Raw genomic sequence first — 14,659 nt, 5'->3', positions numbered from 1 at the left:
AAAGTTTTTCAAGATACCATTAAGTAGTTTAGCGACTTGAGGGGAACAGGGGAAGTCATAACCCCGTAAACTTTCACCCATCGTGATCAAAGTCGGGTGGAAACACCTGTGCAAAGTCGTGGAGAGCAGGCAGAGTCAAGAGTTATCTGCCCAGGTTCAGTATGAATACCCTTAACAATTCTTAATTTTTAACCCTCAACGGTTAATCAGTCATCAGTTATCAGTCATCAGCGATCAGTTAAGAGGTAGTTAGCAGTTATTTGGAGTAAAATAAATCTTGACTTTATTTCACTGTTTAGCGTGTAGAGGCAGGTTCTGGAGAGATTTTTTTAAATCAACTAAAATCTTGATCAACCCAATTACGACTGATAACTGGTACAAACGCGCCCATAGGGTGAAGGTAGCCTCTACACTGATAACTGATAACTGATAACTGATTAATAATGTGGCAACAAGGGCAACAAGTTGAAGTCGAAATTACAGATTTGACCGATGAAGGTAGTGGCGTCGGTCGTTACCAAGAGCGGGTTATATTTGTTCCTGATACGGTTCCTGGGGATATGGTGCGGGTGCGGTTAGTGCGGGTTAAAAGCAAATATGCAGAAGGCAAGTTAGACCGACTTTTAAGCCCATCAAATGATCGGATTTCCCCTCGATGTATTGTGGCGGATAAATGTGGGGGATGTCAGTGGCAACATATTGATTATGCGCTGCAACTACAAAGTAAGCGAAATTTAGTGGTTAAAACCTTAGAAAAAATTGGAGGATTTATTGATCCTCCGGTAGATCAGGTGTTAGCAGGAGAGTCAGAATTAGGCTATCGCAATAAAGTTACCTATCCCCTAGGACGGTCAGCCACGGGTCAAGTTCAGGCGGGTTACTTCCAAAAACATAGCCATCGTTTGGTTAACTTAAATCAATGTCCGGTACAGGATCAACGGTTAAATCCTTTATTAGCTAATATTAAACAGGATATTCAAAACCGGGGATGGTCAATTTATGATGAAGCCCAACATCGGGGTAAACTTCGCCACCTATCCCTAAGAATTGGGCGGCGTACCGGGGAAATGTTATTAACTTTAATTACCACCCAAGCTAGTTTACCCGGACTCACTGAACAAGCGGAAACTTGGTTAGAACAATATCCGGGGTTACAAGGAGTTTGTTTAAATCTAAATCCCGATCAAACTAATGTGATTTTTGGTCAGGAAACCCGATGTTTAGCGGGTCATCCATATTTAAAAGAAGAATTTGGGGGGTTAACGTTTTTTCTGGGCCCCGATACGTTTTTTCAAGTGAATACGGAAGTGGCGGAAAGGTTATTAGAAATAATGCTACAGCAACTTAATTTACAAGGAACTGAACGTATTGTTGATGCCTATTGTGGAATTGGAACTTTTACTTTACCCCTAGCTTCCTATTTATTGAAAAAACAAGGAGGTTCAATTCAGGGCTCCGATCTTCCTCAAGTCATGGGTTTAGAAGTCCAAGAAACCGCCATAGAGCAAGCTCGAAAAAATGCGATTTTTAATCAACTTGATCAAGTGGAGTTTAAATTAGGAACGGTGCAAAAGTTGTTACCCAATTTGGGGTATAAACCTGATATTGTTTTGCTTGATCCACCCCGGAAAGGATGCGATCGCACGGTCTTAGAAACACTGCTAGATATGCAACCGCAACACTTGATTTATATTAGTTGTAGACCCGCAACCCTAGCCCGAGATCTGAAAATTTTATGTGAAACCGGAGTTTATGAATTAGTACGGGTACAACCTGCGGATTTTTTCCCACAAACTTCCCATGTTGAATCTATGGCTTTCTTACGGCGTTTATAATTGTTATTGTAGGTGCTCAGAAATCGGGTTTCTTCAGTCATCTTTTTATGATTCAGCAAAGGTTAAGGCAGAAACCCGATTTCTCGACTCGTTAAGCAGCAACAGAAATTGTCTTAACGGTTAGAGAAGGTTCGGGAATAGCTTGACCATCTTCCCGCAGAGTGTCAATATACAGTTCAATCGCTTCTTTAATATTATTTTCAGTTTCTTCTAAGGTTTTTCCTGTAGAAATACAACCGGGTAAGTCGGGAACATAAGCAGAATAGTTACTCCCAGCCCATTCAAAAATGACAATATATTCTTTCATGGTTTATCCTCTAATTGTGCTTGTTTCCAGATACTTTTGAGGGTTCCAATGGCAACTTCATCAGAAAAATTACCCGGTACAACAACAATACCAGATTTTTCAGGATGTTTTAGGACTCGATGACTTCCTCGCATTCTTGCTTCATACCATCCATCTACTTCTAATCGCTTTAGTACCTCACGAACTTTCATTAATTAATTTTCCCACATATTTATACCGTACATAAACCAGATTTTTTTAAGCATTTAACACTTGTTCTGCTGTTAAGGATAATTCTGAAAAAGTGGGTGATATAATCCGATCAGTTCCTCTAAATTGAGTTTTTTGATACTGACCTTTTTCATCCAGAGAGTAAACAAAGATAGTCGGAATTTTAGGATTTCCTAAGTAAGCCCTGGAAGCGATCGCTAAATAGTCTACAATCCAATATTCAGAAATTCCTAACCGTTGATATTCTTCTAATTTATCTACATAGTCATCTTCCCAATTCGTTGATGTCACTTCTACTGCCAACTGAATTGGCACTTCTAAGGCATTATAATCAGAACGATTAGAACGCCAAATTGTTCGGTCAATCACACTAACATCAGGATTTCTACCCTGTTCTAAGCCATCTTTTGTTACCGTTTTGATCACCGCAGTATTAGTTACAACTAAATTAAGATTAAGTCTTCTAATTTCATCATTAAAACAGAATAAAAGCAAATTGGCTACATCATCATGGTTTCTTGTTGCTCTCACTTCTACAATTTCTCCCTTCACAAATTCATAGATTCCTGTTTCTGGACATTGTTCTAAAAAGTTGTCAAATGTTAGTTTTTGTACCTGTGTTGTTGTCATAGTTTAATTTCCTATAATCATAAGGTAGAAGTCTCGGAATACTTATAGGTGTTCAGAAATCGGGTTTCTTCAGTCATCTTTCCTCGTTGCGAGGTTCTACCTCGCAATGCTTTCTGGCAGGCTCCGCCTGCTGTTCAACGGAGGCGGAGCCTCTAAGATAGCATTCCCTGGTAGAACCAGGGAACAAGGGGCTCCCCCTGAAAAAAAAATTTTTAAACGCGCTGACGCGCGAAAAGGGAAGAAGGGAAAAGAAGAAAGAAGGGTAAAGGGCTAAAGGGCTAAAGAAAACAGGGCTAAAAGTCCTGCACACTAACCAGGGACGCACCAACAACCCAACAAACCCGAAAGCCGCTGCCGTAGTTGAAGAGGTCGGGGTGTCCGGAGTCACGAACAGCAGAACGGCAGCCATCAGGATAGTAGATCCACGAACCGCCCCGCACACACCTTAATTGAGTATTTCCGCCCGACTCCCAAACACTTCCATTATCTGGCGCACCAGTATAATTTTCATGCCAAGGGTCAGCGCACCATTCCCAAACGTTGCCGTGCATATCGTATAATCCAAAGGCATTTGGAGGGAAACTACCGACATCGGTGGTTTGATTACGATTACATTCATAATTAGCTAAATCGGCTGTAATGGTTTCACCAAAATGGAAAGGAGTTGTAGTTTTAGCGCGACAGGCGTATTCCCATTCCGCTTCAGAAGGTAAACGATAGGTTTTACCTGTTTCTTGGGAAAGTCGCTGACAAAATTCCTGCGCTTGATGCCAATTTACATTCTCAACGGGTCGGTTTGCGCCTTTAAAATTAGAAGGATTATTTCCCATAATAGCTTCCCATTGAGCTTGAGTAATGGGATATTTTGCCATAGAAAATGCAGCAATATTAACGGGATGTTGGGGATATTCGTCGCTACTCGCATTTGCTTCATTTTGGACTGCACCCATCATAAAAGTTCCCCCAGGAATGGATACCATTTCTAAACTGATATTATTGCCTAAATCTTCTTTAAAAAATTCAGCCTGACGGCGTTCTCGTTTGGTTTCCTTTCCTTGGGCGTTAACGGTAATCACATCAAACTCAAATTCCTTTTGCTGACGGCGTTTTTCTGCTTCTTCCTGACGTTTTATTTCTTCCTCCTGACGGCGTTTTGTTTCTACTTCCGTTTGTCCCTGACGGCGTTTTTCATCCCAAACTCCTTGAGCAACATCCCGATTATGGGCAACATCGGGTAAATTAGGATTAAGGGCGAGACAGGAATTGTAATCGGCGATCGCTTTTTCATATTGCCCTAATTTATAATAAGCATTAGCGCGATTATTGTAAGCTCCGACATAATTAGGATTCAGTCGCAAGGTTTGGTTATAATCCTCAATAGCGGCGGAATATTCCCCTAATTTACTATAGGCTAATCCGCGATTATAATTGGCATCGGGGGAATTAGGTTCGAGTAACAAGACTTGGGTAAAGTCATCAATGGCGGTAGTATATTCTCCCTGTTGACAATGGTTTTGTCCCCGTTGATAACAAGCTTGAACAATATTAACCCGGTGAGTTTCTCCCAAGGATTCTAACAAATTATTGATTTTTTCAATATAGTCTAAATCCTTAGCCATGACCACGGAATTAACGGTATCCCATAATTCAGAAACCGGGTTTCTGGGGTTTCTTAACTTCAACCAAGATTCTACAGAATTAATTAATTGATTTTTAGCCCAAGATTTATTGGGTAAATTGACTAAACCCTGGGCTAATTCTAGGATTAATTCAGGGAGACGGTGAGAACTTTCTGCTTCTAGGATTTTGTAGATTTGTTCATAGCCAGAAATGACCATCCATATTACTGAATCTGCAACTTCTCCTTCTGGGATATTCTGAGTTAAATCTGGGAGTAATTGCGGTAATAAAGGCGTGAAATCATGGAGAAATAAATGATGAGTGTCAGCTATCCAACCTGCAACCAAACAATGACAGGTAATTAAAAATTGGTACAAATCTTCAAAATGCTTGCTATTAATTTTATAGTGAATTTCTAACTCATCATCGTCTATTCCCTCCTCTCGTAAACTTTGTTCTTCTTCCCAAATTTTGAGATTAATTTCATTATCCCCGCCGCGTTTATCAATATCAGCTTGGGTTTTTCCCAGTGCTAATAGTTTGTCTTTTGTAACTTTCCATTTCCGGGCGCGAGTTTTAGCAGAATCATATAAAATATCCCGATAGGACAGTTGAGAAATAATGGTTTGATAGGAATAGTTAGGTTGTCCTATTGTCCAATAGGCGACTCGGAAATTGATATAATCTCCATCAAATTCCGACTCTAATATTAATGTCGGTTCTGATTTTAGCATCCCGAATAATGCTTTAATACTGGCTTCGCTATGAAAACGTTTACTTTCCCAAGCGCCTGCTAAAAATTCGATGGGTCTTCCCTGTTGAGAATACTGATCAAAAAAATCGCGCATTTTTTGATTGATAGTTAATTCAATATCGGGGAAATTTTGTGGCGTGGTGGCAAAACGTTCAAACTGAACTTTAGGGGGGGCGATAAAAACTCGCATGGGAATTAAACTATTATTGTAGGATTCTAAAATTTGCGCCGGAGGCAATGTTAACGGCCAATTAGCAAAAATTTTCTGAACTTCTGCTTGGTTATGGGCAGCTTTTATCGCGGTTTCTCGTTGATATTCAGCCACCATTAATTGAGTTTCTCGGCCATAAGTTGCTAATTCTGATTGTAGGGTTTTTTCCTGTTCAAAACGCCAACGTTGAAACTCAATATTGCTTTTGTGAATTGCTAAATTAACGCTTTGGATATATTCTTGTAGTTCTTTTTGAAATTCTCGATTTTTTTCATTTTCGATATATTGTAATTTAATTTGTTCTAATTGAATTTCCTGTCTTTTTTCCTCTATTATAGCACTATTCGCTACTTGTACACATTGTAATTTATACTGTGCTAATTGAATTTGTTGTCGTTTTTCCTCCATTTCAGCATTGTTGGCTACTATTTTTTTTGTATTTCTTTCTTGGGTATCAGCGATGTATTTCTGAGGAAGAAATACAGATTCAAACCCTCTCTTGACTTTATCCCAAAGTCCCATTTTTGTTTCTCCTGGTAATAAGCGTGTCATTAGTTAATCTCCTGTTAATAAATTTCCCCCGTTGTTGGGCTTCAGCCCATTCTTCTTGAGGGTTTAAGCCCAACAACGAGTCCGGAGGGGGCTAAAGCCCAACAACGAGTTCGGAGGGGGCTAAAGCCCAACAACGTTTTAAGCGGGACTAGAGAGGTTATAAACTAACACCGTTGCCGCCCAAATTGGTGTCTTTCCTTCGGCAAAAACCGCCCCATCTAAAGTATAGGCATGACCTTTGGCATCCACCCAACCAATACATTTTTCATGGGCATCATAGACCTTCATATCAGCACCTAAATGCCCAATATAATGGTCGCCAGTATTATAAAATTTTTGCCCATCAATATGTCCAGCTTGTCCGCCACTTCTATCCCAATAAACATCACCATTTGAATAAATTGTGACACTATTAGAATCTCCCTTTTCTACAGGATCGGAACTGTGCATTGCGGAAAAGGTAGACATTTGTTGTGAGTGATCTCCCATGCCTCCAAAATGGTGATCGGTTTGATATCCTGTGGAATAGTCCGTCTGTTCGGGTAGTTGATAGGGATTAAATTGTTCTAAGTCCGTCTGACCTGGATTAAATTCTGGGGTAGGATAGTCAAAATTAGGGAGAGGAGAACTCTGCAAACCTTGATCCTGTTCCCCATTCCAACCGGAGTTAGAGATATCAAAATGAGGATGATGGGGGTCGTAACTATTGAAATCAGGGACAGACATAATATTATGGTGTGTCTGTTCAGGAATAGGGTGTTGCTGGGGGTCGATGTCTAGGGATTGGATCAGTTGATTAAAGATGGAATCTAGGTCATATTGGGAGCCATTGTCGAGAGGATTATTCATATTTATTAGTCCAGTTCGTTGACACTCTACTGCCTAAAGGCAAGTGGATTCTTGGTGAGCGCGAGTCTATTTAATATTATAGGATCACTCTTTTAATACTAGAGATGGTTTTCTCCCCAAGGGTTTTGCTTCATTGCAATTGAAACTGTGTGACCAGCGCCTGGCGCCTTTGTTTATTTTTTTTGATCAAAATTTGTTAACAGGAGATCAGATTAATAATATAATCGGTTATATTCCACTGCCTAAAATTAAAATTTCCTACCCCTGGTATTCTTCTTAAGAATGAAATTTAGTGAACTGGTTGAAAAACTCAACTCTGGAATTGATAATCATAGCTTGATCCATGACCCCACCCTTAATCCCGATATTCAAGGAGTGGCGGCGGTGGATACGGCAACTTCTGGAACTCTCAGTTATATTGATGGATTAAAATTTGCTTCCTTTGTGCAGGTTTCTGCCGCGAGTGCGTTGATTTTGCCCTTAGATGAATCGTTACAAAATCAAGCCACAGCCGGGGGTAAGGCATGGATTTCCGTAGCAAATCCTAGGGCTTTTTTCGCCCAGGCGATCGCTTTATTTTATCAACCCTATCAACCCCAACCCCAAATTCATCCGACGGCGGTGATTGATCCAAGTGCCCAAATTGGAGAGGAAGTTTATATTGGCCCCCATGTTGTGATTCAAGGGGGAGTTACCATCGGAAATCAGGTTTGTTTACATCCAAATGTCGTAATTTATCCAGGGGTGAAAATTGGCGATCGCAGCATTTTACACGCCAATTGTACTATTCATGAACGCGCCCAAATTGGTTGTGATTGTGTAATTCATAGCGGGGCTGTGATCGGGGCTGAAGGCTTTGGTTTTGTGCCGACGGATACGGGTTGGCTGAAAATGGAACAATCGGGAATTACGGTTTTAGAAGATGGGGTAGAAGTCGGATGTAATAGCACAATTGATCGTCCGGCGGTGGGAGAAACTCGCATCGGAAAAGCTACAAAATTAGACAATTTAGTTCATATTGGTCACGGTTGTACCGTCGGGCAAAATTGCGCCTTCGCGGGTCATGTCGGATTAGCGGGGGGTGTCACCGTTGGCAACGGTGTGTTACTTGCGGGTCAAGTTGGCATTGCCAATCAAGTCAAAGTAGGGGATGGGGTAATTGTTACGGCTCAATCTGGGGTTCATAATAATATTTCACCCGGAGAGGTGGTTTCCGGTTCTCCGGCGCTCGCCAATAAACTCTATTTAAAGACTGCTGCTATTTATAGACGATTACCCGAACTCTACCGCTCTTTAAAAGCATTAGAACAAATCATTAAGTCTAACCGTTGAGCACCGGGAGCAGGGGGAGGTAAACTCTTTCTCTTACCTATTACCTCTTACCTATTACCTCTTACCCCGTGATCACGGATGTATTGATCTGCTCTGATGGCGGATCTTTTTTAATGGGATGGGGTGGTGAGGATAGAGCATTTTTACCTTGGCAGAAGACTTGATTAAAAAATTGCTTAGGTGTGACTCGGAAGCCACCAAAGAGGAAGGCCATAGAAATTTCCAGACAAAAACAACAGATGGGTTCAAGTACCATCGAATAAGTCAATCTTGCCCGGTTCAATGATAATGGGATTTTTAAGTCCGGCTTTTTTCCCCTGGGGGAAGATGGTGATTCGCTATATGGAAAGATTTGTAACTGAGAAAAAAAATATTTGTCAAATTGATGTATTTAAGTATATATTATTTCTTATAACTCCAAAAAGTTTAATTGGATAAAAATTACCCCATAGAGAAGTAAGGAGATTAAGAAGAACATGAATAAACCTGCACCCACTCCCTTAACCGGAAAGGCTCTGCTTCAAAAAGTAAAAGAACTGTCTCATATGCCTCGGCGTGAAACAGCAAAGCTGTGCGGTTATTACAGCACGACAAAGGACAGTCAAGTCCGGGTCAATCTCACGGATTTTTATGACGCAGTGCTCAAAGCACGGGGTATTCCGCTCAGTCCCGATGGTACAAAAGATGGTCGGGGTCGGGAAGCAACTTATATGGTGAGCGTTCACAAAAACGGTCAAATTGTGATTGGCTCAACCTATACCAAAGAAATGGGACTTAAACCGGGGGATGAGTTTGATATCAAGCTCGGATACAAGCATATTCACCTGATTCAAGTCGAAAATGGTAAAGATGCTGGCGGTGACGAAGAAGAGTAAATTCTACCACCTGAGCCATTAAAATGACGTTTTCATGGCTGGTAAATGCACCAACCCCGATTAAAATTATAATTTTTTTTGGGGTGTGGATGGGTCTATGGATGCCAATTGCTGTTATCAGTGCGATCGCTCTGAATTGGCGTCCTCCTCAACCCCTAAATGAAACCCAAAAATTGGGGTTACTGGTGCCTCTTTATGGAATTGCCCCGATAGTTTTGTGGAAAATTAGCCAAGTTCAGGGTCAATCCTTCTGGGATTATGGTTTAAGTTGGCGATCGCAGTTTTTTCAATCCACTGCCATTGGTTTCGGTCTAGCTGTTATCAGCCTGATCCTGTTGTTTGGATTTCAATTTGTTCTGGGTTTGAGTCATTGGCGACCCCAGGAATCTGTGCAAACCGATCAACAGTCCTCAACCTTGAATGCCGATCTGCACCCTAGAAATAGGTGGATTCAGTTAGGAAAAAAAGCATCTATTTTACTGCCGATTTTGCTGATTGCTCTGTGGATTAGCAGTACAGAGGAGTTAATATTTCGAGGATTTTTACAAAAACAATTACAGCAAGATTATTCCTGGTTTGTGGCGGCGACCATCGCCAGCTTGATTTTTGCCCTCAGCCATCTGCTTTGGGAAGTCCGCAACACCTTACCCCAATTACCCGGACTGGGGTTAATGGGAATGGTGTTGGCTTTCGCTTGTTTTTACGATCAAGGTTCTTTAGGTTTAGCTATCGGACTACACGGTGGTTGGATTTGGGGAATCACCAGTGTGGATACCCTGGGAAGTGTTACAACGTCTAAGAAGGTTCCAGAATGGGTAACAGGATTAGGAGGTAAACCCTTGGCTGGTTTGTTGGGAATTGTGATGTTGCTGTTTGTGGCTGGCCTATTGGGAATTGTTTATCAAGAAATGGGTTAAGTTAATATGACAACTATAAAACCATCCCCCTCAGAATTTACCCCGGTTTATGGCCCCGTATCTTCATGGCGATATGGGAAATCCTTGGGAATTGATCCGATTGGTGAGATTTCCACCTGTTCGTTTAACTGTGTTTATTGTCAACTTGGAGAAATTGAACTAAAAACCGAGCAACGCCAAATTTATGTGGCGACGGATCGGATATTACAAGCATTAATAGAATTTTCCCCTTGGGATGTGGATGTAATTACTTTAAGCGGGAGTGGAGAACCAACTTTGGCGGCGAATTTAGGGGAAATTCTGATAGCAATTAAAATCTTAACTCATCGTCGCACATTAGTATTAACCAATGGTACAACTTTATATGATCCGCAAGTTAGAAAACAATTAGCTTTAGCCGATCGCGTATCTATCAAACTCGATGGAATTTCTACCGCCCAACTGCAACGAGTTAATCGACCCGTAACGGAAATTAATCTCACCGAGTTGCTTAGTGATATTCAAGAATTTAGTCGAATTTTCCCCGGAGAATTGGGACTACAAACGATGCTTTTATCTCCTTGGTCATTGTCAGAGCGCCAAGAATATCTCCGTTGGGTAAAAGCGATCGCACCCACTGAAATTCAACTGAATACTCCCACCCGTCCCAAACCGTTAAAACATGAATTAGCTGGACGGGAAAATCATTCCCCACTAGAAAACCTACCCTATCAGACCATAAAATTAAAATCCGTTAGTCCGTCTGTTTTACAAAATTTTGCCCAAGAAATTCAAGATCAGACAGGTATTCCGGTGCGTTTTGCTTCGGTAGAGTAAACAGTTATCAAGCATGATCAGTAAAGACGTTGCATACAACGTCTCTAATGATCTGTTCATTAATTATTCTTGTTCTTCCGCCACTGCTTCCATCAAAACCAGGGCTAAATTTTCATTAAGTCTACCGAGTTGAATGAGTTCTGCATAGGTATCCGCTTCAATGTCTAACAAGGTTTCTTGAAATTCTTCCATAGCCATCTCTTGTAGTTGCGGATATTCTTGAAGTAATCGCTGGAATTTGTGTTTAATACTGTTTAATTCTCCCTCCACTAATTGCTGTTTATACCGATAAAATTCGGGTTCTAGGTCGGGAAATTGTTTAACTTTGTCAAAATAATCTAAAACCCGTTGCATAGCCACTTTCCGAGCAATTAATTCCGAGTATTTTTGACGAATGGGTTGATCTCCGATTAAGTTCAGACCTTTTAGTAATCCTTGAATGCTTAACCCTTGAACCAAAAGCGTAAAGAAAACCACACCGAAAACGATATCAATAATCTCTTGTCTTTCTGCAATGATTTCTGGTACACTTAAAGCTAGAGCAATAGAAACAGAACCCCTTAATCCGCCCCACCATAAAACAGCTTGTTCTTGAAATGTTACCCGACTATTAGCGATCGCATTATTTAAAAAACTTAATCCATAAATACCAATTAAACGAGTAACCAGAGAAGCCACAATCGCAACAACAATTAAATGCAGATGACTGCCTAAACTAGCAAATTGAATTTGATCGCCAATTAATAAAAATATCATTGAATTGACAAAAAATGCCAGAAACTCCCAAAATTCCGTGACAATTAAACGAGTTCTGGGACTCATGCCAATTCTGGAACCCCAATTTCCTAAAATGATCCCAACAATCACAACGGCAATTACCCCAGACCCCCCTAATTCCTCTGTAATTAAATAGGTTCCATAGGCAGAAACTAAGGTTAAAGATTGTTCAACTAAAGGGATATCAAACCGTTGGGTAATAAAGGAAATGCCAAAACCAATTACGCATCCAACTCCCACCCCAATACCCACAACAGCGAAAAAATTGCCTAGAATTTGTGAAACAGAAAGGGAATCCATTCCTAATGGAATTCCTACTAATAAAACAAAAGCCACAACCGCGACGCCATCATTAAATAAACTTTCTCCTTCCATCAGAATAGTTAATTTTTTACTAGCTCCCAATTCTTTAAATAAGGCAATCACAGAAACCGGATCTGTGGCGGCTAAAGCAGCCCCGATTAACAAAGCGATCGGAAGGGTTAAACCCGCCCATTGATGTAAAGAAAAGCCTATTGGGACTTAAACAAAAATAAGGGAAGAAATAGATGATAATGATTATGTAGCAAGCACATAACATTCAAGAATAACGAATGAAAGAGACAACCCCGGCAGCGATGCCCCCCTGCTTTGACCGATGGTGTCAAAGATTTGACGATATATTTGGTCATCTTGCCCAAAAACGGGAATTTAGGAACTATTTAGGGGGATTATTGGGAGAAAGTGAGCGAAAAAACCTGTCGCAAATGGCGAATAACTCCGTAGGAGTAGCTTACCACCGATTACACCACTTTTTAACCGAAGCTCCCTGGTTAGCAATGAAACTGAATCAGCGTCGCCTGGAGGTGATGAATCAGTGTAAGCAAACCCAGATTAGTCGGGGATTTGCCCTAATTATTGATGATTCAGGACATCGAAAAAGCGGGAACTTTACTGATGGAGTGGGACGACAATACATCGGAGAAATCGGAAAAACCGACAATGGAATCGTAGCAGTAACGAGCCATCTATACGATGGCAAAAAAAGCCTACCATTAGATATAGAATTATATCAAAAAGCCGAGTCATTACCGTCAGGAAAAGCTGACCCGGAATTTAAAAAGAAACCGGAAATAGCATTAGAATTAATAGAAAGGAGCTTAGAGAGAGGATATCAACCGGGAATTGTGCTAACAGATGCCGGGTATGGAAATAACACAAATTTTTTACAAGAGTTAGAGAAAAAAAGATTAAAATATATAGGGGGAGTCGCCAAGAATCGAAAGGTAATCCTCAAAAAGGGGGAAGATAAAACAGAGGAAACTCGATTAGATAATTTAGCCAAATCGTTGCCCCAAGGAGCTTTTAGTGAAATTCAACTCCAACTAGAAAAACCCAGAACTGTGTGGGTAGCAACAAAAGAAATTGAATTATCAAAGTATGCAGGGAAGAAAGTAATAGCCATCGTCATGAATGCTGCCACTTTCGACCAAGCCAGTGATATTGATTATTTAATGACTAATGTTGAGGCATCAAAAGCCACAGGAGAATGGATAGTAACGACCTATTCACAAAGAAATTGGATAGAAGTTTTTTACAGGGAAGCTAAGGGTTGGTTGGGGCTGAAAGAATATCAAGTCCGAGATAAAAGAAGTCTAATCAGACATTGGATTTTGGTATTTTGTGCCTATACTTTTATTCTCTGGCATAGTTTAACTGGAGGGTTAAGACGTCGATGGGCTAACAAACCTTTAAACACATTTGCTGATGCCCTTGAAGCCTTCCGCACAGCGATTTCCTTTCGATTTGTGGAGTGGCTCCAGAATAATAGGGATGTATTTGCAGCCTACAAAGCAAGTTTAGGCTTGATTTGGGCTTGATTTTTGTTTAAGTCCCACTATGCCAATGATGGAAATAAGCACACCAAAAATAGCGAATAAAGTAATTAATAGCCAATTAGACTTTAAATTTTTCCATGACAAATTCCAAGTCGCTTCAAATAATAAAGGAGGGAGAAAAATTTCCAAAATTAATTGCGGAGAAAGGTTGACTAACCTGACATCCACAAATGCTAATCCGATTCCGACAATTACCAATAATAAGGTATAGGGAATTTTGCGAAAGATAGCCCAGGAGCGAGATAGTGCTGCTACTGCCAAAGAAACGGAAAAAACCATTAAAAAACGCTCTAAGTTCTGGGTGATGATTTCGGGGTTTGTTGCTTCTAAACTCATGTTTTGTACCAATAAAAAAAATGAGAGTCAATATCAGAGAAGGGCGGCGCACCCATTAAGGTGAATAATCTGATTGAACATCATACTTGACGATCGCAAAAATATTGTGTATTATGGTGAATAAGTAGGGGGCATTACTGGTTTCGACAGGGTAAGGAAAGCTACCGAGTGATGCAGGCCGAGAGTGAGTCAACTCTCGTAAATCAAGACTCAAACAAAAACGTAACTGCGAACAACATCGTTCCTTTTGCTCGTAAAGCGGCTACTGTTGCTGCCTAAACACCTCTAGTAGGTTCGAGCGTCTACTGTTTGACTCCGTTAAGGACAATAGACAAACCCCCAACGGATGCTCTAACTTAGTTTCTTTGGTTGAAAAGTTAGTTAAGATTTAACCATTGCATCCCACCCTTCGGGATAATGAGGGGTTCCCGCCTTGAGGATTAGAAGGGCTAAGTCTGTGAATGAGCGAGGAGTAAATACTTGTTCTGGACATGGGTTCGATTCCCATATGCTCCATTCCCCTATACTCTTAAAACCACTTAGGAAAATTCCTAGGTGGTTTTTGGTTAGGTTTAGTTTGGGATGGAAACGGACGGAGTGGTTTGATTTTGCTGATAGTGACTGGCGATTTTCGAGCTATGGGAAAGGAAATGACGCACCAAGATTTCCTTTTCAGGTGTGGGGGAATAGGAATTAAACCAGTCGGGTAATTTTGTTAGAGTTACAGAGATTATACAGGCAGTGATCACCAAAAGACCATA

Annotated in this window: 14 protein-coding genes and 1 other RNA gene; 7 read left to right on the top strand and 8 right to left on the bottom strand. The window is 40.7% G+C overall.

Annotated features, from left to right (window positions below; all coding sequences use genetic code 11):
• The first annotated feature begins 443 nt into the window (after positions 1–443).
• Entirely contained in the window at positions 444–1,835 is a 1,392-nt protein-coding gene (gene rlmD, locus NMG86_RS05435) for a 23S rRNA (uracil(1939)-C(5))-methyltransferase RlmD (RefSeq protein ID WP_043938820.1), read from the top strand.
• Positions 1,836–1,926: 91 nt separating this feature from the next.
• Here the strand turns inward: rlmD and NMG86_RS05430 are convergent, their stop codons facing one another.
• The 5 genes from NMG86_RS05430 to NMG86_RS05410 form a co-directional block, all read right to left on the bottom strand.
• The gene (locus NMG86_RS05430) at positions 1,927–2,142 is read right to left on the bottom strand and encodes a type II toxin-antitoxin system HicB family antitoxin (protein ID WP_026788995.1); all 216 of its coding nucleotides are present in this window, start codon (positions 2,140–2,142) and stop codon (positions 1,927–1,929) included.
• The gene (locus tag NMG86_RS05425; protein ID WP_026788994.1) at positions 2,139–2,333 is read right to left on the bottom strand and encodes a type II toxin-antitoxin system HicA family toxin; all 195 of its coding nucleotides are present in this window, start codon (positions 2,331–2,333) and stop codon (positions 2,139–2,141) included. Before NMG86_RS05425 ends, NMG86_RS05430 begins: the two co-directional genes overlap by 4 nt.
• Before the next feature lie 46 nt (positions 2,334–2,379).
• Positions 2,380–2,982, bottom strand: coding sequence for a Uma2 family endonuclease (locus NMG86_RS05420; RefSeq protein ID WP_026788993.1), 603 nt, complete (start codon positions 2,980–2,982; stop codon positions 2,380–2,382).
• Between the two features lie 293 nt (positions 2,983–3,275).
• A complete protein-coding gene (locus NMG86_RS05415; RefSeq protein WP_052338640.1) occupies positions 3,276–6,119 on the bottom strand; it encodes an SUMF1/EgtB/PvdO family nonheme iron enzyme in 2,844 nt (947 codons plus the stop codon).
• 138 nt (positions 6,120–6,257) lie between these two features.
• Positions 6,258–6,968 (bottom strand): hypothetical protein, encoded by a 711-nt coding sequence (locus NMG86_RS05410; protein ID WP_026797180.1) that lies wholly within the window; start codon positions 6,966–6,968, stop codon positions 6,258–6,260.
• Between the two features lie 282 nt (positions 6,969–7,250).
• Here NMG86_RS05410 and lpxD point away from each other — a divergent pair, with 282 nt between their 5' ends.
• The gene (gene lpxD, locus NMG86_RS05405; protein ID WP_026797179.1) at positions 7,251–8,300 is read left to right on the top strand and encodes a UDP-3-O-(3-hydroxymyristoyl)glucosamine N-acyltransferase; all 1,050 of its coding nucleotides are present in this window, start codon (positions 7,251–7,253) and stop codon (positions 8,298–8,300) included.
• 61 nt (positions 8,301–8,361) lie between these two features.
• Here lpxD and NMG86_RS05400 read toward each other — a convergent pair whose 3' ends face one another.
• A complete protein-coding gene (locus NMG86_RS05400) occupies positions 8,362–8,514 on the bottom strand; it encodes a hypothetical protein (protein WP_158442144.1) in 153 nt (50 codons plus the stop codon).
• Between the two features lie 262 nt (positions 8,515–8,776).
• Between NMG86_RS05400 and NMG86_RS05395 the strand changes: the two genes are divergently transcribed.
• The 3 genes from NMG86_RS05395 to NMG86_RS05385 are packed head-to-tail and all read left to right on the top strand — an operon-like array spanning position 8,777 to position 10,908.
• Positions 8,777–9,175, top strand: a complete 399-nt coding sequence (locus tag NMG86_RS05395; RefSeq protein ID WP_026788990.1) for an AbrB family transcriptional regulator — start codon at positions 8,777–8,779, stop codon at positions 9,173–9,175.
• A 23-nt stretch (positions 9,176–9,198) separates the two neighbouring features.
• Positions 9,199–10,092: a CPBP family intramembrane glutamic endopeptidase gene (locus tag NMG86_RS05390; protein ID WP_043938822.1), complete on the top strand. Its 894-nt coding sequence runs from the start codon at positions 9,199–9,201 to the stop codon at positions 10,090–10,092.
• Between the two features lie 6 nt (positions 10,093–10,098).
• Positions 10,099–10,908, top strand: a complete 810-nt coding sequence (locus NMG86_RS05385) for a radical SAM protein (protein WP_026788988.1) — start codon at positions 10,099–10,101, stop codon at positions 10,906–10,908.
• 63 nt (positions 10,909–10,971) lie between these two features.
• On the opposite strand, the gene NMG86_RS05380 is transcribed toward NMG86_RS05385, so the two are convergent.
• Entirely contained in the window at positions 10,972–12,201 is a 1,230-nt protein-coding gene (locus NMG86_RS05380; protein ID WP_081695637.1) for a cation:proton antiporter, read from the bottom strand.
• 77 nt (positions 12,202–12,278) lie between these two features.
• Here NMG86_RS05380 and NMG86_RS05375 point away from each other — a divergent pair, with 77 nt between their 5' ends.
• On the top strand, positions 12,279–13,544 hold the full coding sequence (locus tag NMG86_RS05375; protein ID WP_026796362.1) for an IS701 family transposase: 1,266 nt from the start codon (positions 12,279–12,281) through the stop codon (positions 13,542–13,544).
• Here the strand turns inward: NMG86_RS05375 and NMG86_RS05370 are convergent.
• On the bottom strand, positions 13,524–13,898 hold the full coding sequence (locus tag NMG86_RS05370; protein ID WP_026797177.1) for a cation:proton antiporter domain-containing protein: 375 nt from the start codon (positions 13,896–13,898) through the stop codon (positions 13,524–13,526). The genes NMG86_RS05375 and NMG86_RS05370 overlap by 21 nt on opposite strands.
• Positions 13,899–14,026: 128 nt before the next feature.
• Between NMG86_RS05370 and ssrA the strand changes: the two genes are divergently transcribed.
• Positions 14,027–14,417, top strand: a transfer-messenger RNA (tmRNA) gene (gene ssrA, locus NMG86_RS05365).
• Positions 14,418–14,659: the final 242 nt, after the last annotated feature.

Source organism: Planktothrix rubescens CCAP 1459/22, assembly GCA_904830895.1.
Lineage (GTDB): Bacteria > Cyanobacteriota > Cyanobacteriia > Cyanobacteriales > Microcoleaceae > Planktothrix > Planktothrix agardhii.
This window is presented reverse-complemented; position numbering and strand designations above follow the sequence as displayed.